Raw genomic sequence first — 19,829 nt, forward strand, 5'->3', positions numbered from 1 at the left:
CCGGGCCCGGTCAGGGGCTGCTGCAATGCGGACGGCCGTCCGTCCCCGAGCCCGGTCAGGCGCTCCGCGGAACAGACGCGGCCCCCCCCCTGTCACGCCGAGTCGTTCAGCAAACGGCTCAGATGCTCGCGGCCCGCCCCCAGCAGGCCGGGCAGTTCGGCGGCCGACTCGTACCAGCGCTTCTCGTACTCCCAGCACAGCCAGCCGTCCCAGCCGTGCCGGGAGAGGACCTCCACGCACTCGGCCAGCGGCAGGACGCCCGCGCCGAGCGGCAGCGGGGTCGTGTCCTCGGCGGAGGCGATGTCCTTGACCTGGACGTAGCCGAGGTGCGGGGAGAGGGCCGCGTAGGTCTCCGAGGGCTGTTCGCCGCCCAGCCAGGTGTGCATCACGTCCCACAGCGCGCCCACCTGGCGGTGGCCGACCAGACCGAGGACGCGCATGGCGTCGGCGGCGGTGCGGTGCGAGTCGTGGGTCTCCAGGAGGATGCGGACGCCCAGGTCGCCCGCGTACTCGGCGGCCGTGCCCAGCCGCCTGGCGGCCGTCGCGTCGGCCTCCTCGGGCGTCTGGACGTCCAGGTCGCCGCCGGGGAAGACCCGGATGTACGGGGCGTCGAGGTCACGGGCCAGGTCGAGGAGGGATCGGATCTCGGCCAGGACGGGCTCGTCGTCGCCCGGCGCGGCGACCCGCGCGTAGCCCGCCAGGCCCAGGATCTCTACGCCCGACCCCTTGAACTCGGCCGCGACATCGGCCCGTTCGGCGGAGCCGAGGCCGGGGTGGACCGGTTCCTCGGGGTGGGCGCGCAGCTCCACGCCGTGGTAGCCGTGCGTGGTCGCGAGCCGCAGGACGTCGGGCAGGGGCAGGCCGGGGACACCGAGGGTGGAGAACGCCAGCTTCATGTGGACGGACCCTACCCGGCGGCCCTGCCGACGACTCCCCTTCGTCACTCGGGTGTTGCGAGAAGATCCAGTCGCCAGTCCTGGCCGACCAGGTCCTGCCCGAAGGAGCGGTGCGGTTTCTCCGCGACCAGCACGAAGCCGTGGCGCTGGTAGATGCGGCGGGCGGCGGCGAGGATGTCGTTGGTCCACAGGACGACCTCGCGGTAACCGGCCTCGCGCGCGAAGGCGACGACGGCCCCGACCAGCCGGTCCCCGATACCCAGGCCGCGCGCGTCCGGCTCGACGAGCAGCAGCCGGAGCCGGGCGGCCCCCGGCGCGTCGTCCCGTACGCACATCACGCACCCCACCGGCCGGCCGTCCAGCTCGGCGATCCACGTCCGCTCCAGGTGCGGGTCGTGGTCTTCGGCGTACTCGGCGACGATCCGGGCGACCAGACCCTCGTAGTCGAGGTCGAAGCCGTACTCGGCGGCGTACAGGGCGGCGTTGCGCTGCACGATCCAGCCGAGGTCGCCGGGGACGGGGTCGCGCAGCACGACGTCCTCCGGTCGCGGCGCCCGGCCCTCACCCAGGATCGTCCGGACGGTCCGCAGCGCCTCCGCCAGCCGCGGCCGGTCCTCGGCGCGCACGGTGCCCAGCATCGCCCCGACCGTCTCGCGCGCCCGCTCGTCGAGGAGCGCGGCGGCCTCCCGGCCACGCTCGGTGAGGGTGATGCGGCGGCGGCGCGGATCCGTCTCGGACGGCCCGCGCTCGACCAGGCCGTCCTCCTCGAACTTGTTCAGGATGCGGCTCAGGTACCCGGCGTCCAGGTGCAGCTGGGTCCGCAGGTCGGCGGCGTCCGTACGCGGCGCGTGCGCGAGTTCGTAGAGCACGCGGGACTCGGTGAGGGTGTAGGGCGCGTAGAGGTGGCGGCCGTAGTCGAGCGCGCCGATGACGTTCGTGTAGAAGCGGTTGAAGGAGCGGATGTCCTGGACGGTCATGACCACGACCCCCGATGGTTGACTCAGTCAGAGATTCCCGTGGGAGAGTCTAGACGTCCAGGACAGCCGGGACCAGACGGGGCGACGGCCGATGAGTTTCTCCGTGATCCGCAGTCAAAGACCACGATTGGTGCGCCGCGGCTGCGAGTGTGGTGGAAGCGCGCACAGACTGATTCTCTTGCGAACCGGACACGAGACACCGAAGGAACCTCAGATGCGTACCCTGATCAGCACAGCTTTCCTCTCGCTCGACGGCGTCGTGGAGGCCCCGGGCGGCGAGCCCGGTTACCGGAACTCCGGGTGGACCTTCAAGGACATCGAGTTCCTCCCCGAGGCATTCGAGATCAAGGGCCGGGAGCAGAAGGAAGCCGCCGCGATGCTGATGGGCCGGACCAGCTACGAGGCGTTCAGCGCGGTGTGGCCCGACATGGAGGACTTCGCCGACTACAAGGTGATGCCGAAGTACGTCGTCTCCACCACCCTCACCGAGGACGACCTGGTGTCGAACTGGGGCGAGACGACGATCCTGCGCTCGCTCGACGACGTCGCCGCTCTGAAGGAGACCGAGGGCGGCCCGATCATCGTCCACGGCAGCGCATCCCTGAACCAGGCCCTTTCGGACGCCGGCCTGATCGACCGTTACCACCTGCTCGTCTTTCCGCTCCTGCTCGGTGCGGGCAAGCGGCTCTTCAGCACCACGGACAAGGACACCCAGATGCTGAAGCTCGTCGAGCACGAGGTCTACGGCAACGGTCTGCAGAAGAACGTCTTCGACGTCGTGCGCTGACATCGGCGTCCGCGACTCCGAGCGAGCAGGGGGACCCCACCCGCACCTTCGACTCCTGGAACACCACCGGCCGCAGCGGGACTGCGCATCGAGCGGACGGCGGAGGCGGGGCCGGGCGGAGGTGCCCGGTCTGTTCGGGCTCACCGGGGTGCAGGCGTGGACCGCCGCGTCCGCAGGTCCGCACGCAGGGAAGCAGCGCCGAGGTCAGGAAACCCGCGGCACCCCGGAGGACCCCCGCACCATCAACTCCCCCCGCACCGAGGCGATCCCGCCGGGCGGCGCCTCCTCCCGCCCCATCGCGATCCGCCCGGCCCGCGCCCCGGCCTCCGCCAGCGGCAACCGCACGGTCGTCAGCGAGGGCACCGCGTCGATGCTGAACGGCAGATCGTCGAACCCGGCCACCGACACGTCCTCCGGGATCCGCAGCCCGGAGTCCCGCAGCGCCGCACACGCCCCCAGCGCGACGGAGTCGTTCGCGGCGACGACCGCCGTCAGCGACGGGTCGCGCCGCAGCAGTTCCAGCGTCGCCTCGTAACCGGACCGCCGGTCGTACCGCCCGTGCACCGTCCACCGAGGGTCCTCCTCGATGCCGTGCGCGGCGAGCGCGGCCCGGTGCCCCTCCAGCCGGTGCCGGGTGGTCGTCCGTTCCTCCGGGCCCGCGATGTAGCCGAGCCGCCGGTGCCCGAGCCCGATCAGGTGCTCGGTGAGTTCCTGCCCGCCCCCGCGGTTGTCGAAGGTCAGCGCGATCGCGCCGGTCTCCGGCGCCGGCGGCCGCCCGCACAGCACCACACGCGTCCCGGCGTCGGTCAGCTTGCGCACCTTCGCGTCCATCGCCGCCGTGTGCGCCGCGTCCTCGATCGCCCCGCCGGTCAGCACCACGGCCGCCGCCCGCTGCCGCTGCAACAGCGTGAGATACGTCAGCTCCCGCTCGGGAGAACCCCCCGTGTTGCAGACCACCGCGAGCCTCTCCCCGCCCGCGCGACCGCCCGGCCCGCCGATCTCGGCCTGGATCGCGCTCGCCATGATCCCGAAGAACGGGTCGGCGATGTCGTTCACCAGGATCCCGACCAGGTCGGAGGTGGCGGCGGCCAGGGCGCTCGCGGGCCCGTTGAGCACGTAGTCCAGCTCGTCCACGGCCTTCAGCACCCGCTCCCGGGTGGACGCGGCCACGGGGTAGTTCCCGTTCAGCACGCGCGACACCGTCGCGGGCGAGACCTGCGCGCGGGCCGCCACGTCCGCCAGGGTCACCGTCATCTCGTCGTCCTCCGGTCGCGCATCTCGTCGTCCGCCCTCGTACACATACAGAGTCGCCCTCGTACACATACAGACCTGTGGCCTTGGTTCCGATGGAACCGAGGCCCTGGCTCCGATGGACCTATGGCCATGGTTCCGAGCAGACCTTAAGCCCCCGGCCCCCGGTCGTTCGCCCCCTCGAACAACTCGTCCTGGTCACGGTCTTGTCCGGACCGCGGTTCAGAGGCTAGCTTCTTCCTGTATAGAAAGCGCTTGCTGTACCGCTCACCAGTCGGGCGTACGCGGCGCGACGACCGCGTACGAAGGGAACGACGTGACACGCAAGACGGTGCGTATCGCCATGAACGGCGTGACCGGGCGCATGGGCTACCGCCAGCACCTGGTCCGCTCCATCCTCGCCCTCCGTGAGCAGGGCGGCCTCGACCTCGGCGACGGCACCGTGCTGTGGCCCGAGCCGATCCTGGTCGGCCGCCGTGAGCACGCGCTGAAGGCGCTGGCCGAGCAGCACGGCCTGGAGCACGTCTCGACCGACCTGGACGCGGTCCTCGCCGACGAGACGGTAGACATCTACTTCGACTCCCAGGTCACCTCCGCCCGCGAGGAGGCGCTCAAGAAGGCCATCGCGGCCGGCAAGCACATCTACACCGAGAAGCCCACGGCCACCGGCCTCGACGGCGCCCTGGAGCTGGCCCGGCTGGCGAACGAGGCCGGCATCAAGCACGGCGTCGTCCAGGACAAGCTCTTCCTCCCCGGCCTGCTCAAGCTGAAGCGCCTCATCGACGGCGGCTTCTTCGGCCGGATCCTGTCCGTGCGCGGCGAGTTCGGCTACTGGGTCTTCGAGGGCGACTGGCAGGCCGCGCAGCGCCCGTCCTGGAACTACCGGGCCGAGGACGGCGGCGGCATCGTCGTCGACATGTTCCCGCACTGGGAGTACGTCCTGCACGAGCTGTTCGGCCGGGTGAAGTCCGTCCAGGCCATCGCCACCACCCACATCCCGCAGCGCTGGGACGAGAACGGCAAGCCCTACGACGCCACGGCCGACGACGCCGCCTACGGCATCTTCGAGCTGGAGGGCGGCGCCATCGCCCAGATCAACTCCAGCTGGGCCGTGCGCGTCAACCGCGACGAGCTCGTCGAGTTCCAGGTGGACGGCACGGAGGGTTCGGCGGTGGCCGGCCTGCGCAACTGCCGCGTCCAGCACCGCTCGGCCACGCCCAAGCCGGTCTGGAACCCGGACATCCCCGCCACCGAGGTCTTCCGCGACCAGTGGCAGGAGATCCCGGACAACGCCGAGTTCGACAACGGCTTCAAGGCGCAGTGGGAGCTGTTCCTCAAGCACGTCTACGCCGACGCCCCCTACCACTGGGACCTGCTGGCCGGCGCCCGCGGTGTCCAGCTCGCCGAGCTGGGCCTGCGGTCCTCGGCCGAGGGCCGCCGCCTCGACGTACCGGAGATCGCGCTGTGACGATCCGACTCCCCGACGCCACCGGCGGCCTGCGGACGTACGAGCCCCGCACGGAGCCCCTCGCCCTGACCCCCGGCACCCCCTTCACCTCCCGCACGGTCTTCTCGGCGGCGCACGTCGTCGCCGACCCGTACGCGGACGTGTCCCCCGACTCGCCCGCCGCGGTCGACTGGGACGCCACCCTCGCCTTCCGGCGGCACCTGTGGTCGCACGGGCTGGGCGTGGCCGAGGCCATGGACACCGCCCAGCGCGGCATGGGCCTGGACTGGGCGGGTGCGGCCGAGCTGATCCGCCGCAGCGCCGCCGAGGCCAAGGCGGTCGGCGGCCGGATCGCCTGCGGTGTCGGCACCGACCAGCTCACGGCCGGTTCACCGGCCGAGGTCCGCGCGGCCTACGAGGAGCAGCTCGCGGTCGTGGAGCAGTCCGGCGCGCAGGCCATCCTGATGGCGTCCCGGGCGCTCGCGGCAGCCGCCTCCGGCCCGGAGGACTACCTGGAGGTCTACGGCCACCTGCTCCGCCAGGCCGCCGAGCCGGTCGTCCTGCACTGGCTGGGCCCGATGTTCGACCCGGCGCTGGAGGGCTACTGGGGGTCGAGCGACCTGGACGCCGCCACCGACACCTTCCTGGACGTCATCGCGGCGCACCCGGACAAGGTCGACGGCATCAAGGTCTCGCTGCTGGACGCGCAGCGCGAGATCGACATCCGCCGCCGGCTGCCGCAGGGCGTGCGCTGCTACACGGGCGACGACTTCAACTACCCCGAGCTGATCGCGGGCGACGAGAAGGGCTTCAGCCATGCCCTGCTCGGCATCTTCGACCCGCTGGGTCCGCTGGCGGCGGAGGCGGTCCGGGTCCTGGACACGGGCGACGTGCGGGGCTTCCGCGACCTGCTCGACCCCACGGTCGAACTCTCCCGCCACCTCTTCCAGACACCGACCCGCTTCTACAAGACGGGCGTGGTGTTCCTGGCCTGGCTGGCCGGCCACCAGTCCCACTTCACGATGGTCGGCGGCCTCCAGTCGGCCCGCTCCCTCCCGCACTTCGCGAAGGCGTACGAACTCGCCGACGGCCTCGGCCTGTTCCCCGACCCGAAGCTGGCGGAGGAGCGGATGAAGAACCTGCTGGGCGTGTACGGGGTGGACCAGTGAGCACCACGGAGCTGGAGCGCTTCTCCATCAACCAGATGACGGTGAAGCAGCTGTCGATGCCGGAACTGGTGGACGAGTGCGGCCGGTTGGGCGTCCGCAACGTGGGCCTGTGGCGCGAGCCGGTCCAGACGTACGGCCTGGAGGCCACGGCGAAGCTGGTCCGGGACGCGGGTCTGACGGTGACGACGTTGTGCCGGGGCGGCTTCTTCACGGCGATCGACCCGGCCAAGCGCGCGGAGGCCCTGGCCGACAACCGCCGGGCGATCGACGAGGCGGCGACGCTGGGCACCGACACCCTGGTCCTGGTCTCGGGCGGCCTCCCGCCCGGCTCCAAGGACCTGCACGGCGCCCGCGAACGCATCGCGGACGCCCTGGCGGAACTGGGCCCGTACGCGGAACGGCACGGCGTCCGCCTGGCGATCGAGCCGCTCCACCCGATGTACGCCTCCGACCGCTGTGTGGTGTCGACGCTGGCCCAGGCCCTGGACCTGGCCGAACGCTTTCCGGCGCACCAGGTCGGGGTCACCGTCGACACGTACCACATCTGGTGGGACGACACGGCTCCCGCGCAGATCGCCCGGGCGGGTGCGGGCGGCCGGATCCACACCTTCCAGCTCGCCGACTGGACGACTCCGCTCCCCGAGGGCGTGCTGACCGGCCGTGGCCAGATCGGCGACGGCTCGATCGACATGCGGGAGTGGCAGCGGTACGTGCAATCCGCCGGCTACACCGGCGCCATCGAGGTCGAGCTGTTCAACGACGGGCTGTGGGCGAGGGACGGACGGGAGGTGCTGGCCGAGACGGCGGCGCGGTTCGTCGAGCACACCCTCTGAAGGTCGAGCGCACCCTTTGAAGGGAGAAGTGGCGGCTCATCCGCCCCGTTGAACCCCTGGTTCACCTCGCCTACCGACTTCCGGAAATCCGGCCCGGGCCGGGAACCCGGCCCGGACTCCCGTCGTCCAATCGCAGGCCGCCGGAGAGTCACCACGGTGCGGTGTCGGCCCTCGCTGCTGGCTGCGATCGCTGACCACCCTCTCCGCCGTACCGCGGCCGGCGGCACCGCCGCCATCGGCGCGTCCCCCTCCAACCGCGCCGGTGGCGGCCCCTGTGCAGTTAGTGTGCATTCCCTTGACTGGCAGAAACTTCCCGGTTACTGGTGACCTCTTGGAAGTTTCCTTCAGCGGATCCGAGCGGATCACCTCCGGAAGGAGCGCACGTGCACGACACCGGCACGGGAAGCACGGGAAACACCGCACAGCCCTCCAGACGCACCGTCCTCGCCGCCACGGCCGGCGCCGCCGGCGCCCTCGCAGCCGGGCCCGCGTACGCCGCGGACGCCCCCGACGACAAGCGACTTGGCGCCCTCGTCTCGCGCATGACGCTGGAGGAGAAGGTCGGCCAGCTCTTCGTGATGCGGGTGTACGGCCACTCCGCCACCGCCCCCGACCAGGCCGACATCGACGCCAACCTGAAGGAGATCGGGGTCCGTACGGCCGCCGAGCTGGTCGCGAGGTACCGGGTCGGCGGCATCATCTACTTCGCCTGGGCGCACAACACCCGCGAGCCGCACCAGATCGCGGATCTGTCCAACGGCATCCAGCGGGCCTCCCTGGAACTGCCGCGCGGGCTGCCCGTGATCGTCTCCACCGACCAGGAGCACGGGATCGTCGCCCGGGTGGGCAGGCCCGCGACGCTCTTCCCGGGCGCCATGGCCGTCGGCGCGGGCGGGTCGCGGTCCGATGCCCGGAACCTCGGGCGGATCGCCGGGCGCGAGCTGCGGGCGATGGGCATCCGGCAGGACTACTCCCCCGTGGCCGACGTGAACGTCAACCCGGCCAACCCGGTCATCGGCGTACGGTCCTTCGGTGCCGACCCGCGGGCGGTGGCCGCGCTGGTGGCCGCCGAGGTCGCCGGGTACCAGGGGTCCGGGGTGGCGGCGACCGCCAAGCACTTCCCCGGGCACGGGGACACCAACGTCGACAGCCACACCGGCTTCCCGACCATCACGCACAGCCGGGAGCTGTGGGAGAAGCTGGACGCACCGCCGTTCCGGGCGGCGATCGCCGCGGGCATCGACTCGATCATGACCGCGCACCTGATGGTCCCGGCCCTCGACGACTCCGGCGACCCGGCCACCCTCTCCCGCCCGATCCTCACCGGCATCCTGCGTGAACGGCTCGGCTACGACGGGGTCGTGGTGACGGACTCCCTCGGCATGGAGGGCGTGCGGACCAAGTACGGCGACGACCGGGTGCCGGTGCTCGCACTGAAGGCGGGCGTGGACCAGCTCCTCAACCCGCCGGACCTGGACCTCGCCTGGCACGCGGTCCTGGATGCCGTGCGCAGTGGCGAGCTGACCGAGGCGCGGCTCGACGAGTCGGTCCTGCGGATCCTGCGGCTGAAGACGAAGCTGGGCCTGTTCCGCGCGCCGTACGTCAGTCAGGCCGGTGTCGACCGCGTCGTCGGCACCCGGGCCCACCTGGCGGCGGCCGACCGGATCGCCGAGCGGACGACCACCCTGCTCGTCAACCGGGGGCGGCTGCTGCCGCTGTCCCGGCGCCGGTACCCGAAAGTGCTGGTGGTCGGGGCCGATCCGGCCTCGCCGTCGGGGACGACCGGACCGCCGACCGGGGTGCTCGCCGCCGCGCTGACCGGGCTCGGGTTCACCGCCACCGCCCTGTCGACCGGGACGGCCCCGTCCGCGGCAACCATCGCCCGGGCGGTCGCGGCGGCACGGGACGCGGACGCGGTGGTGGCGGCGACGTACAACGTCACGGCGGGCAGCGGCCAGCAGACGCTGGTCGAGCAGCTCGTGGCGACGGGGAGGCCGGTCGTGGCGGTGGCGATCCGCAATCCGTACGACGTGGCCCGGCTGCCCTCCGTGCCGGCGTGCCTCGCGGCGTACTCCTGGACCGACGTGGAACTGCGGGCCGCCGCCCGGGTGATCGCGGGACGGGTGGAGCCACGCGGCACACTCCCGGTGCCGGTGCAGCGGGCGGATGATCCGGAGCAGGTGCTGTACCCGATCGGGTACGGGCTGACGTACTAGACGTACGTCACGGACCCGGCGCACCACCCCCAAGGTGCGCAAACCGTCCCATGTGCCTGGCGTGCGCCCGCCGCGCGGGCCACGCTGGGCCAGGGAGCTCGGGGGGACGGCGATGCAGGTGAGAAGTTCGGCGGGGGTGGTGTGGGGGCTGCTGGCGCTGGTCGGTGTGCTGCTGACCGGGTGTCAGAGCCCCTCCGCGGGTGTCGCGCAGGACGGCCGGCCGGGCGGGCCCGCGTCGGGGACGGCGACCGGCGGGTCGCCGCCGGTGACCCGGCCGTCCGGGTACGGGGCGGTGTTCCTCGCGGTCGACGAGTGCAGTTCGTTCGGCACGACGAGCTTCACCGAGGTGCCGTGCGCCGGCGAGCGGGCGGCGGCCCGGGTCGTGGCGCGGCACGACGGCACGGTCCGGGACGGGCCGCGCTGCCCGGCGACCACGGACTTCGTGCTGCACATCAGCGAGCAGCGGCCCTCGTCCGACGAGGACGGCGACGGGGCGGTGCCGCAGGGCTACGCCTGCATGCGCAACCTCCAGCCGCCGCACCCGGGCGACCCCGGCGGCGGGGGCGGGCCGCGCACCATCGTCGGCGACTGCGTCTACAGCTCCGGCGACGGACAGGTCCGCGAGGCCGCGTGCGACGGCAAGGGCAGGCAGGAGCCGGAGTACGAGGTGACCGACGCCGTCGTCAGGCGCTCCGACTGCCCCGTCTCGACCGCCCTGTACGTCCGGCTCGGCGGCGACCGGCCGGTGGGGTGCGCCCGGCCGCTGTGAGAGTCGGTCGACGGGACAGGGCAGACACCGGCCAGTCGGCAGCAAGACGGCCGATGATGAGGCACAGCCGGTGGCCGTGGTGTGCCTTACGGCAACGAACGAACTCAGGACCTGGCTTTATGGGCGATTGAATTTCACGAGCTGCCCGAGCTGGGCCTTGCGCTGGTCGGAGAGGAAGTCGGGCAGCCGCACCAGCGTGGGAGCGGTGACGGTCTCCTTCAGCTTCTGGAACCGCTGCCAGTCCCACGTGGGGAAGCGGTTGTGGTTCTCGTCGAAGGGATAGTCGACGACGAAGCGGATGTTGCCCGTCATGCTGGGGACGAACTGCTCGTCGGAGAGCCTGCCGGCGTCGGCCACGTTGCCTTAGACGAACTCCACGGTGCGCTTCGTGCCCCGCCAGACGATCTCCCGCTTGTCGAAGAACTCCCCCTCCGTGACGTCGAGGAGCTTCCACAGCTGCTCGCGCACCCACACCCTGCGCGGCCCCTCCTTGTCCTCCCCTTCCACCCGCTTGAGCAGCGGCTCGATGTCCAGGTCGGACAGGTGCAGCGAGAAGACGGGATCTCTGCCGCCCTCGCTGCGCAGTTCGGTGGGGAACTCGCCCTGCAGGACCTTCATGCGCTCGACGACCTTCTCGCCGACGGGCACGGTCCGGGAGTGCACGGAGCCGTGGTTGAGGGCGGCGAGCCGAGCGCCCGTGAGCCGGCGCAGGGCCGGCACGTCGGGGGCGAGCGCGGCGAGCAGCAGCGTCTTCACGAAGCGGTCGTCGGCGAGGAAGTCGGCGTTGGTCACGTCCCGGCCGTACTTCTTCAGCAGGATCTCGCGCGCCTTGGCGTAGAACTTCTCGGCCGCCTAGGACTCGTGCGCCAGCTCGTCGGTGAAGGCCGCGCCGGTGCCGTCGACCAGGACGTCCCACAGATCACCGAGCGGAATGAGCTTGCCGAGCGGGGCGTCCGCGTTCTTCTCCAGCAACTGCTGGACGAGCTTGAGGCCGCTGCGCTCGCGCTGGAGCGCGCCGGACAGCGCCACGAGGACCGTTCGGCAGGCTTGACTTCCGTGATTGCCAGAAGAGCTCCTCCACGATGATCTGCGGATCCTCGACGCGCCGGATGAAGGTGTAGATCAGCCAACCGTTTCCGTGGTCGAAGAGGAGGATGCGGGCCCCCTTCGGCTTGCCCGACTCCGCCACGTGGCGTTTGGCGGCAACGACATCACGAATCGGAGACAGTCCGCCTGTGCACACTGCGCAGCCGAACCTCGATGTCCCTGTCGCGGTGCAGCAGCCCGTTACGGGATGTCTCCCATCCGGGGCCCCTGGGGCTCGCGTTCGACCGGTACGGCCGTGTTCACAGACTTCGTTGCGTTACGAAACGGTGACCATGCGACCCTTTCGCCAGCGGTGGCTTCTGTGGCGATTTGCCCGGTTGGATGGCCGGGCTTGACGTAAACCAAACTGGTGCCACCCAAGTCACCTGGATACCGTTGGCAGGCTCATGAGAACCCTCGCCCCACCGGGAGTCATTCGTGAACGGCCGCCCCACCTTGCTCGCAGCCGCTGCGCTGACCGCTGTAGCGGCCCTGTCGCTGTCCGCCTGCGGGGGCGGTGACGACAACTCCAAGGGCAATGACAAAATTGCGGGAGCGGACGCGGGGGACGAATCGGCGTCCTCGGCTTCGCCGAGCCCCAGCGCCCTGGACACCGCCAACCGGCCGGACATTGCGGTACCTGAAGACATGAAGAGCATCTTCGAGGGCTGGAAGACCGGGGATGCCGCGAAGGACGCTGCGCTGGCCGACGCCGAGCGGGCACTCAACTCGGTTGACGACGCGATCGCCCGAGGCGACACAAAGTCGAAGGCGCTCGCTTTCTACTACCAGGACGATGCACTCATCAGTGAAGTCAAGTGGGTCCAGGCATGGCTTGACGCGAACATCTCCTGGAAAGGGACCATCCGCTATTTCGACCCACAGGTGACGCTTCGCGACAAGAACACAGCCGTCGTCATCTATTGCGCGGACGACAGTAAGGCATACAACAAGGACCGAAAAACCGGCAAGGTGGATAAGACCCCAGCCAGCGACAGCCCCTACGTTCTTTACAACACTCGCTTGGAGAAGAACAACGAGGGCGTGTGGGTGACCACAGGCCTGAACACAAAGAGGGGGCACGAGCGTTGCGGAGGCTGATGACACCAACCCGGATCGGAACCACTGGCCTTCTGGCTCTGATTCTGGGAGGACTCCCGAATGCCGCATGGGCAACACCGGGACCCGCTCCTTCCGTAACCGAAGTCGACTCCGACACATCGGGCAAGGTCGACGGTGCCGCCCTCTCGGCGTCCGCTGGAGGCGTGATTGTCTTCGACCGCTCGAAGAACGGCAGTGGCGAGTCGGCCGGGGCCGTCACATCGACCACGTCATGGAATCCGCCCGCCTGCTACTACGCTCCGAAGTACACACCCAAGGAAATCGAGTCGCAGATGCGGCAGGTGTGGGAGAGTAGTGCGCCCAGTCCCGAGTGGTCCCTGAAGACCAAGAACTACTTCGTCAAGGGCAAGCCCTACAAGGACTTCAACAAGGACAAGGAGGGCGAGGGCTACTGGTGGGACGCGTACACCACCGAAGGGCACGAGGCGGACCCCGCGGCCCAGGACTGCGACGAGATGCCTTTCTGGGTCGACAAGGGTGACGCGCCGCCGGCTGAGGTTCCGCAGGCCATCACGTCCGAGATGCTGGCCCAGCTCGCTTACGCCGAGATCCGCGTCCCGTCGACGAAGGTCGAGCTGGCTCCTGAGGGCACCACGAAGGTGAACCTGCCGACGTGGGCGTGGCTGGACACGGCGGAGTTCAAGCCGGTCTCCGTCACCGCGCGCGTGCCCCTCCTCGGCATTGAGGCGACGACCACCGCTGAGCCGGTCGCGCTGAAGATCACCCCGGGTACGGACGACGCAGTCACCTACCCCGCCTCCGGCGCATGCCAGAACGCGGACGGCTCCATCGGTGAGCCCTACGCCAGGGGCAAGGCCGGTCAGACCCCGCCATGCGGCGTGAAGTACCTCCGGTCGTCCGGCGACGGCTCGTACAAGCTGCAGGCCACCGTCACGTGGAAGATCCAGTGGACCGGCACCGGCATGAACGGTGAACAGACTCTGCCGGACGGCACGTTCGGCGCCGAACAAGACGTCGTGGTTCAGGAGATCCAGGCCGTCAACCGCTGACGGTCGCACACGGGGAGTGAGCATGTCCAAGGGGTCGGATCTCCAGGTCGACTTCCACCTGCTGTCCACGAGCGCGAAGCAACTCCGCGACATTCGCGACGAGTTCAACGGCCTGGGCGAATGGAAGAAGGACGTCAGGGCCGTCGTCGGTGACGCCCGCGTCCAGGAGGCCATGGGCGATTTCGTGGACAACTGGGACAAGAACCGCAAGCGCCTGATCAAGGAGATCGAAGAGGTCGGAGAGATGGTCGAGACGACGCGCGACGCATTCAAGGGTCTCGACGACGATCTGGCCAACGCCACCAAGGGGAAGAAGAAGTAGCGACTTGGGCCCCGACCGACCGACGGCGCTCGTTACTCCGCACGGGGGAATCTTGCATGGCACGGCCGACTGACTGGTCTCCGCTCGCCGAAGCGGATCCTGTTCCTGGTGACCCGGACGGGATCCGCGACGAGGTCACGCACATGAAGAAGATCGCCAAGAAGCTCCGTGATCAAGCGGCAGCCATGCAGGCGATCGCCGACAGCGATGGCCTGAAGGGGAAGTACGCGGACAAGATCGGCGAGAAGGCGCGCGGACTGTCCAAGCGGCTCGATCTCGCCGAGGACCGTTACCGGGAAGTCAAGGGGCACCTCGACGGCTGGGCGGACGACATGGAGACCGCCCAGAAGAAGGCCGACCGGGCTCTGCAGGACGCCAAGGACGCCCAGCGAACCCTGGACGCCCATAAGACGGATGACACGAAGGGCGGCACGAAGAAGGACTCCGACAAGGGCGGAGCGTCCGAGGATCCTGCCGTCAAACGAGCCGAGGAAGACTTGGAGGAGGCACGCCGGAAGCTGAACTCGGCGGTGTCCTTCTATGACGAGCGCGCGGACCACTACGCGAGCAAGATCCGGTCGTCGATCGATGATGACATGGAAGACAGCTGGTGGAATGACTTCAAGGCCGCGGTGGGCGACGCCGACTGGCTGGACACGCTGGCCGACAAGCTGAGCGACATCAGCACCGTCTGCGGCCTGCTCGCGGTCGTCTTTCCGGCGCTTGGCCCGGTGGCAGCAGCACTGGCCGGCATCGTGGCGCTCATCCACGTGATCCAGGCGGTCACTGGAAACGGGTCCTGGTTCGATGTCCTCATGGACGTCACGGCCCTGAAGATGATGCGCAACGGCACAAGGGCGGCCAAGGCAATCAAAGGGCTGCAGAACCGGTCCCGGACCATCTCGCAGGGCCTCGCCAAGCAGAAGAGGGCGACGGAGTCCATGCGCGCGAGCGCGGCACGGCGATCAGCCGTCCGAGGAAGAGCTTCCCGTCTGCATCGCAGCTTGGACGTACAGCGGGGCCGGGCTGCGGCGACCCGGGTGCGTAATGAACCCCTGCCGGAGGTGACCAAGCAGGAGGTCAGCAGGACGACCTTCGGTGACCAGACGATGGCCAAGCAGATGAAGGACATCCGGCGCTGGCGGGACGAGCATCCCGACAGCCAGGAACTGCGTAATGTCGCCGGTGAAGCAGAGCGCCAGCTAGGTGTGCACCGAGCGTCCTGGCTCGTGGGTACAGGCCTCGACCTGGCTGACAAGGGCGGAGAGAGGATGACGGACGAATACGAGCGCACGAAGGACAACATGACGGCACCCGTGGGGTCGCAATGGTGAGGTTCAAACCGCCGAGGCGGAGTCCAGGCGCCGCGGAACCCTCACAAGCCGGGTCGGCGTCCTCCGGCCCGGAGGCCAGGGACGAGTTCCGCAGCGGGCAGAGGGCGCGCATCGGCCTCATCGCCGTGGCCGCCGTCATCATCCTGTGGTTCCTCAGCTCTGATGAACAACTTGGCGGTTGGCGCGTCCCCACACTCCAGGCATGGGCTCTGGATCTCGCCGCGGCCACCCCGCTGCTGGCCCTGATCCGCTTCCCGGGCCGGCAGGCACGGGAAGAGACCGCGACGCTGGAGTTCGAGCTGAAACTGCTCAGCGGCCTCTACGCCTTCTTCGCCGTCGTCGACATCTTCGACGACACAGGCGCCCCGCTGGCCGCTCTGCCCGCCGTGCTTTTCGGCGTCGCGGTCTTCGCAGGCATCTGGTACACGAACAGGCAGGCACGCACTCGTGGCTGAGCCCACCTCCCCACCCACCGGCTACAGGCTTGTCCTGCCCTCGGACTGGGTCCAGATCCCCCTGCGTACGGGTGACACCGAACGGACGGTCCGTGACGTCGTCGCCGCGGCCTTCGCTCGCGTACCGGCTGATGTACCACGCGACAAACCCACCCCACTCCGGCTGGAGTTGGAGCGTCGGCTGCTTTCCGCCGTTGCTGACGCCCGCAGGGCCAAGGCACTGGAACTGTATCTGCCGATGCGGTTGGCGGGGGAAGTGAATCTCGGCGCGTCGATCATCGTCTCCGAGACCCAAGTGCCCTCTCGTTCCAGCGTGAACGCTGCGACCGCTTCGGCGTCCGACTCCGCCGAGATCGCCGGGCAGCTCATGTCGCGGGACGACGGCACCGATCTCGACCTGAGCAGCGGGGAAGTGGACGGTGCACTCGCCGTGAGGCGTGAGCGGATCGTGCCCGCCGCAGCCGATCGAGGACTGGAGCTGGCCAGCCGGAGGGTCGACTACCTCGTGTCCGTGCCCGGCGACCCAGGCCGTTGGTTCCTGGCCGCCTTCTCCACCATTGGAGCCGGCAACCCGCAGGACGACCTGGCCGACGCGCTCGTCGAGTGGTTCGACGCGCTGATGGCGACCTTCCGATGGAGCTGGGCGTGACGGAGAACTGGGTGGATCTGGAGCACGAGTTCGATCTCGTCATCGACTACGACGCGAGCCTGTGGCTCGAAATTCCACCCCGTTGGGACGCGGAGTCATGGAGTGATATCGACTCCTGGGCAAGCGAGTGCGCCGAGTTGTTCTGCCGGTCACACGCCCAGGACCCGGGCGAGTCCGGGATTGCGTTTCTCGCGGGTACGCTGCGTCGCTGCGCGGACGCCTTCGCGCCGGAACGGTTCGACACCCGGGCTCTGCTGCATATCGCCTCGCCGACGACTATGCCCCTGCCTGTCTTCGCCGCAGTGCGGCCTGCAGAGGAGGAAGGCGAACGCGAGGCGGCACTGCGTGCCCTGGTGCAGGCAGATGATCCGGACGCAGTAGAGCCTCCGGTCGTCGAGATGTTCCACACGGAGAATCTCGGGGAGGGCGTGCGCGCACTGCGGTACGTGCGCCAGGACGACGCCCCGGAGGTGCTGGCCGGGCTGAGGTACGCCTGGCACGACGATGAGATCGATACGGATACGGTCCTGTGGACCGCCACAGACGACGTCGGTCAGGTCATCCGGGCTGCGAAGGACATCGAGAAGCTGGCGCACAAGATCCAGATCCGTATCTGGGACGTGGACCCGGAGGACTAAAGCGCGGCCAAGTTGCCGCGGCCCGGTGCGTATACGGTCAGTTCAGGCAGACCAGGCAAGAGCGGACTACGAGGGGCTTCCCTTGAGGCAGCACTTGCGCGATGGGCGGGGGCGGCTCGTCGTACATGGGGTGGCGAGGCGGCCCTTGTCAAAGTGCCGTTGGAGATCGCCACCCCCTATCACGTCCGTACGAAGGGGCTGGTCGGGCGAGATCGCGCCGACAAGACGCCCCTGCTCCCCCCGGCCAACAGCGTTCACACCTCTCGCAGGTGGGCCACACTCCCGCACTCGGCCCTTGAGGACCGTCATCCCGCGTTCCCACCTGATCCCCTCGGCGATCACCCGTGGCCAGCATCGCCGGCGTGGGCGTCCTACCCGATGTTCGAGAACGTCCCTCAGTACGGCCTTGCCGCCGCCCCTGGCCATCAGCCGCTCCAACTCCCCGCTCATGTCCCTCCCGGCCTGCGGCCGGCTACCCGGCGGAGCCGGCCGGTCACCCGGACCCCGCACGCCATACTCCTTCCTGCCAGCTTGGGCGAGACGGGAGAGGCGAGAGGGACGGGTGTGCGGAGCCGGGCACGGTCAGCCGGTTTTCCGCGCCGCGCCCGGCTGCGGGCTTCCGTGACGGCGGGTCCTCAGTGGCGGCTCCTCACAGGTAGGTCACCTGTGCACGAAGACGCACTCGTGCCGGGGAATGACCTGGTAGTTGAGGAAGCCGCCTGACACGTGGGCGACGCCTCCCTTCGGGTCCTGCTCCCGGTATCCGGTCACGCGGACACCGCCCGCCGGGCCGCGGCTTCGACGGCGCGACTGGGTGCCGACATGCGAACCGCCCCCGGCCCGTAGGCCGAGGGGCGGTCGAGTGCGGGCGGCATCCAGTTACGGACGCAGCGTCATCTCACGCTGCGTGTCCCGCTTGTCCAGCTTGGCGTCGAACTTCGCCAGCGGCTTCGCCGCCGCCGGGTCGGCCTGCACCGCGCTGGAGGCGACGCCGGCCCAGTCGAGGATGCGGGCGGTGGCGAGGGCCTTCTGCTCGGGCACGAGGCCCGCGACGTTGGCGCCGTGGTTCATGCCGGGGGCGGTCATGACGTAGGAGTCCTTCGCGCCCTTGCCGACGCGGAAGGGCTCCGCGCCCCACGGGTCGTTCTGGCCGTAGACGAACAGCATCTGCCGGGCGTTGTGGCGGACCCAGGTGTCCACATCCCGCATCGCCGACGGCTGGAACGTCATCGGGATGTCCCGGGGGACGAAGTTCCGCGGCGGCTGGTAGCCGTAGCGGATGTACTTCTTCTCGATGTGCGGGAACCGGATCGTCGGCGCGCCGAGCTGCGTGCCGGCCTGGTAGTAGTACGGCGTGTAGGCAGCAAGGCCCTGGTCGGCATAGGCGGAGAAGCCGGAGATCGTGTCGACGGAGTTCCAGATCTCGTCGTCGGTGGCGTTCTTCGCGTCGGCCGGGATCTGGTCGCAGTCCTCCAGCAGGCTGTACTGCCAGAAGCCCCACACATAGTCGAGGACGGTCGCCTCGTAGGCCTTGTCCAGGCTGCCGATGGTCTCGAAGGTGAGGTCGTTCTCCTTCGCGTAGGCGGCGTACTTGTTCTCCAGCGGCTCGCGGCGCACCAGCGCCTCGCGCTGCACGCCGTTCAGCCGGTCGCGGCACTCCTCGGTGCCGACGCGCGCGAAGAAGCGGTCGTAGGCCGAGTCCTCCTTGTTGACGACGTCGTTGGGGGCGACGTAGGCGACGACGCCGTCCATGTCGCGCGGGTAGAAGCGCTCGTAGTAGGTGGCGGTCATGCCGCCCTTCGAACCGCCCGTGGAGATCCAGTTCTTGCTGTAGATGCCCTTCAGCGCCTTGAAGACGCGGTGCTGGTCGCTGGCGGCCTGCCAGATGTCCAGCTTGGACCAGTCGGCCGGGTCGGGCCGGGACGGGGTGAAGAAGCGGTACTCCAGGGAGACCTGGTTGCCGTCCACGATCTGGGTGGGCTCGCTGCGGCGGGGCGACGTGGAGACGTTGTAGCCGCTGGTGAAGAAGACCGTCGGGCGGGAGACGTCCTTGTGCAGCACGGTGATGCGCTGCTGGAACGTGCCCTTGGAGGGCCTGCGGTGGTCGACCGGCTGGGTGTAGTTCAGGACGAAGAAGCGGTAGCCGGTGTACGGCTTCTCCTCGACCAGGCTCATGCCCGGTATGGAGAGCAGCCTTTCCTTGATGTCAGTGGTGCTGTCGGTGCCGGTGGCCTCCGGCTCGGCGGCGGTGGCCGCTCCGGCCGTGCTCAACGTGCCTATGAGCACCGTGAGCGCCAGCAGCCATCTGAGCGCCTTGCGCATGCGCACTCCCCTGTGAGACAGATGTGCGCCGGAAGCTAGCGGACCAACTCCCCCCAGCACCAGGGGACATAGGGAAAACCCTGTGCGCCGGTCGTCAGCACAGGATCCAGCCGGAGCTGACCGATCCCGGCCCCACCCTGCCCTTCAGCCATACGCAGCGGCGCCCGGCGTGCACCATGACCGGGCCGGCGTGGTAGGCGTACCGGCCCTCGTCGACGACCGGGCGGCTGCCGCGCGCCTGCACGCTCACCGACATCTTCCGTTTCACGCCGGGCTTCTTGGCGACGGTCACGGCGCAGACGTAGCCGCCGCGCTTGTAGACGAGCACGGTTCCGGTGGCGAAGGGCAGGGTGCGGACCTTGCGGCCGGGACAGTAGGCGGAAGCGGCGGCCTGCGCCTCGCCCGGCGCCGCTACGGCCAGCAGGCCGGAGGCGGTCAGCACGGCCAGGCCGAGCGCGAGCCGCCGGCGTATCGCTCCACTGTCCACTGTCGTCCTCCCGTACCGCGTCGTCCGCGACCATCGGCGTACGGCTGTACGGACGCATG

Annotated in this window: 21 protein-coding genes; 13 read left to right on the forward strand and 8 right to left on the reverse strand. The window is 69.6% G+C overall.

The window, feature by feature from the left end; all coding sequences use genetic code 11:
- Window positions 1-92: 92 nt before the first annotated feature.
- Complete coding sequence (locus GTY47_RS23815; RefSeq protein WP_010046892.1) at window positions 93-896, reverse strand: sugar phosphate isomerase/epimerase family protein; 804 nt, start codon at window positions 894-896, stop codon at window positions 93-95.
- A 44-nt stretch (window positions 897-940) separates the two neighbouring features.
- Window positions 941-1,873 (reverse strand): bifunctional helix-turn-helix transcriptional regulator/GNAT family N-acetyltransferase, encoded by a 933-nt coding sequence (locus GTY47_RS23820; RefSeq protein ID WP_010046896.1) that lies wholly within the window; start codon window positions 1,871-1,873, stop codon window positions 941-943.
- A 214-nt stretch (window positions 1,874-2,087) separates the two neighbouring features.
- On the opposite strand from GTY47_RS23820, the gene GTY47_RS23825 reads away from it, so the two are divergent.
- Complete coding sequence (locus GTY47_RS23825) at window positions 2,088-2,660, forward strand: dihydrofolate reductase family protein (RefSeq protein ID WP_010046898.1); 573 nt, start codon at window positions 2,088-2,090, stop codon at window positions 2,658-2,660.
- Window positions 2,661-2,864: 204 nt separating this feature from the next.
- Here the strand turns inward: GTY47_RS23825 and GTY47_RS23830 are convergent, their stop codons facing one another.
- The gene (locus tag GTY47_RS23830; RefSeq protein WP_010046900.1) at window positions 2,865-3,914 is read right to left on the reverse strand and encodes a LacI family DNA-binding transcriptional regulator; all 1,050 of its coding nucleotides are present in this window, start codon (window positions 3,912-3,914) and stop codon (window positions 2,865-2,867) included.
- 313 nt (window positions 3,915-4,227) lie between these two features.
- Here GTY47_RS23830 and GTY47_RS23835 point away from each other — a divergent pair, with 313 nt between their 5' ends.
- From GTY47_RS23835 to GTY47_RS23855, 5 genes are all read left to right on the forward strand, one after another.
- Window positions 4,228-5,379: a Gfo/Idh/MocA family oxidoreductase gene (locus tag GTY47_RS23835; RefSeq protein ID WP_010046901.1), complete on the forward strand. Its 1,152-nt coding sequence runs from the start codon at window positions 4,228-4,230 to the stop codon at window positions 5,377-5,379.
- Complete coding sequence (locus GTY47_RS23840) at window positions 5,376-6,527, forward strand: dihydrodipicolinate synthase family protein (protein WP_010046906.1); 1,152 nt, start codon at window positions 5,376-5,378, stop codon at window positions 6,525-6,527. The genes GTY47_RS23835 and GTY47_RS23840 overlap by 4 nt, the downstream gene beginning before the upstream one ends.
- Window positions 6,528-6,562: 35 nt before the next feature.
- Window positions 6,563-7,360, forward strand: coding sequence for a sugar phosphate isomerase/epimerase family protein (locus tag GTY47_RS23845; RefSeq protein ID WP_050810327.1), 798 nt, complete (start codon window positions 6,563-6,565; stop codon window positions 7,358-7,360).
- Window positions 7,361-7,743: 383 nt separating this feature from the next.
- Entirely contained in the window at window positions 7,744-9,576 is a 1,833-nt protein-coding gene (locus tag GTY47_RS23850; protein ID WP_010046910.1) for a glycoside hydrolase family 3 protein, read from the forward strand.
- 112 nt (window positions 9,577-9,688) lie between these two features.
- Entirely contained in the window at window positions 9,689-10,345 is a 657-nt protein-coding gene (locus GTY47_RS23855) for a hypothetical protein (RefSeq protein ID WP_040904183.1), read from the forward strand.
- A 117-nt stretch (window positions 10,346-10,462) separates the two neighbouring features.
- Here the strand turns inward: GTY47_RS23855 and GTY47_RS40380 are convergent, their stop codons facing one another.
- Genes GTY47_RS40380 through GTY47_RS40390 form a run of 3 tightly spaced genes read right to left on the reverse strand, consistent with a single transcriptional unit; the run spans window position 10,463 to window position 11,374 of the window.
- Window positions 10,463-10,702, reverse strand: a complete 240-nt coding sequence (locus GTY47_RS40380; RefSeq protein WP_029181659.1) for a hypothetical protein — start codon at window positions 10,700-10,702, stop codon at window positions 10,463-10,465.
- 6 nt (window positions 10,703-10,708) lie between these two features.
- Window positions 10,709-11,137 carry a hypothetical protein gene (locus tag GTY47_RS40385; protein ID WP_029181660.1) on the reverse strand — a complete coding sequence of 143 codons (429 nt, stop codon included), beginning with the start codon at window positions 11,135-11,137 and terminating at the stop codon, window positions 10,709-10,711.
- A gap of 60 nt (window positions 11,138-11,197) precedes the next feature.
- Complete coding sequence (locus GTY47_RS40390) at window positions 11,198-11,374, reverse strand: hypothetical protein (protein ID WP_197709816.1); 177 nt, start codon at window positions 11,372-11,374, stop codon at window positions 11,198-11,200.
- Window positions 11,375-11,869: 495 nt separating this feature from the next.
- Between GTY47_RS40390 and GTY47_RS23865 the strand changes: the two genes are divergently transcribed.
- The 7 genes from GTY47_RS23865 to GTY47_RS23895 all read left to right on the forward strand — a co-directional run bounded on the left by GTY47_RS23865 (window position 11,870) and on the right by GTY47_RS23895 (window position 16,961).
- Window positions 11,870-12,532 carry a hypothetical protein gene (locus tag GTY47_RS23865; protein WP_029181661.1) on the forward strand — a complete coding sequence of 221 codons (663 nt, stop codon included), beginning with the start codon at window positions 11,870-11,872 and terminating at the stop codon, window positions 12,530-12,532.
- Window positions 12,532-13,563 (forward strand): hypothetical protein, encoded by a 1,032-nt coding sequence (locus GTY47_RS23870; protein WP_078602964.1) that lies wholly within the window; start codon window positions 12,532-12,534, stop codon window positions 13,561-13,563. Before GTY47_RS23865 ends, GTY47_RS23870 begins: the two co-directional genes overlap by 1 nt.
- Before the next feature lie 22 nt (window positions 13,564-13,585).
- The gene (locus GTY47_RS23875) at window positions 13,586-13,885 is read left to right on the forward strand and encodes a hypothetical protein (RefSeq protein ID WP_040904187.1); all 300 of its coding nucleotides are present in this window, start codon (window positions 13,586-13,588) and stop codon (window positions 13,883-13,885) included.
- A gap of 56 nt (window positions 13,886-13,941) precedes the next feature.
- Complete coding sequence (locus GTY47_RS23880; protein WP_102514867.1) at window positions 13,942-15,219, forward strand: putative T7SS-secreted protein; 1,278 nt, start codon at window positions 13,942-13,944, stop codon at window positions 15,217-15,219.
- 125 nt (window positions 15,220-15,344) lie between these two features.
- A complete protein-coding gene (locus tag GTY47_RS23885) occupies window positions 15,345-15,674 on the forward strand; it encodes a hypothetical protein (protein WP_010046923.1) in 330 nt (109 codons plus the stop codon).
- A gap of 169 nt (window positions 15,675-15,843) precedes the next feature.
- Window positions 15,844-16,323, forward strand: a complete 480-nt coding sequence (locus tag GTY47_RS23890) for a hypothetical protein (RefSeq protein ID WP_234025782.1) — start codon at window positions 15,844-15,846, stop codon at window positions 16,321-16,323.
- Window positions 16,320-16,961: a hypothetical protein gene (locus tag GTY47_RS23895; protein WP_050810325.1), complete on the forward strand. Its 642-nt coding sequence runs from the start codon at window positions 16,320-16,322 to the stop codon at window positions 16,959-16,961. Before GTY47_RS23890 ends, GTY47_RS23895 begins: the two co-directional genes overlap by 4 nt.
- Before the next feature lie 879 nt (window positions 16,962-17,840).
- Here the strand turns inward: GTY47_RS23895 and GTY47_RS23900 are convergent.
- Together GTY47_RS23900 and GTY47_RS23905 are read right to left on the reverse strand one after the other, a co-directional pair.
- Window positions 17,841-19,283 (reverse strand): S28 family serine protease, encoded by a 1,443-nt coding sequence (locus GTY47_RS23900; RefSeq protein WP_010046932.1) that lies wholly within the window; start codon window positions 19,281-19,283, stop codon window positions 17,841-17,843.
- 94 nt (window positions 19,284-19,377) lie between these two features.
- Window positions 19,378-19,770, reverse strand: a complete 393-nt coding sequence (locus GTY47_RS23905; RefSeq protein ID WP_010046934.1) for a hypothetical protein — start codon at window positions 19,768-19,770, stop codon at window positions 19,378-19,380.
- Between the last annotated feature and the right edge of the window lie 59 nt (window positions 19,771-19,829).

Source organism: Streptomyces sp. SID5464, assembly GCF_009862985.1.
Taxonomy (GTDB): Bacteria; Actinomycetota; Actinomycetes; order Streptomycetales; family Streptomycetaceae; genus Streptomyces; species Streptomyces chartreusis_D.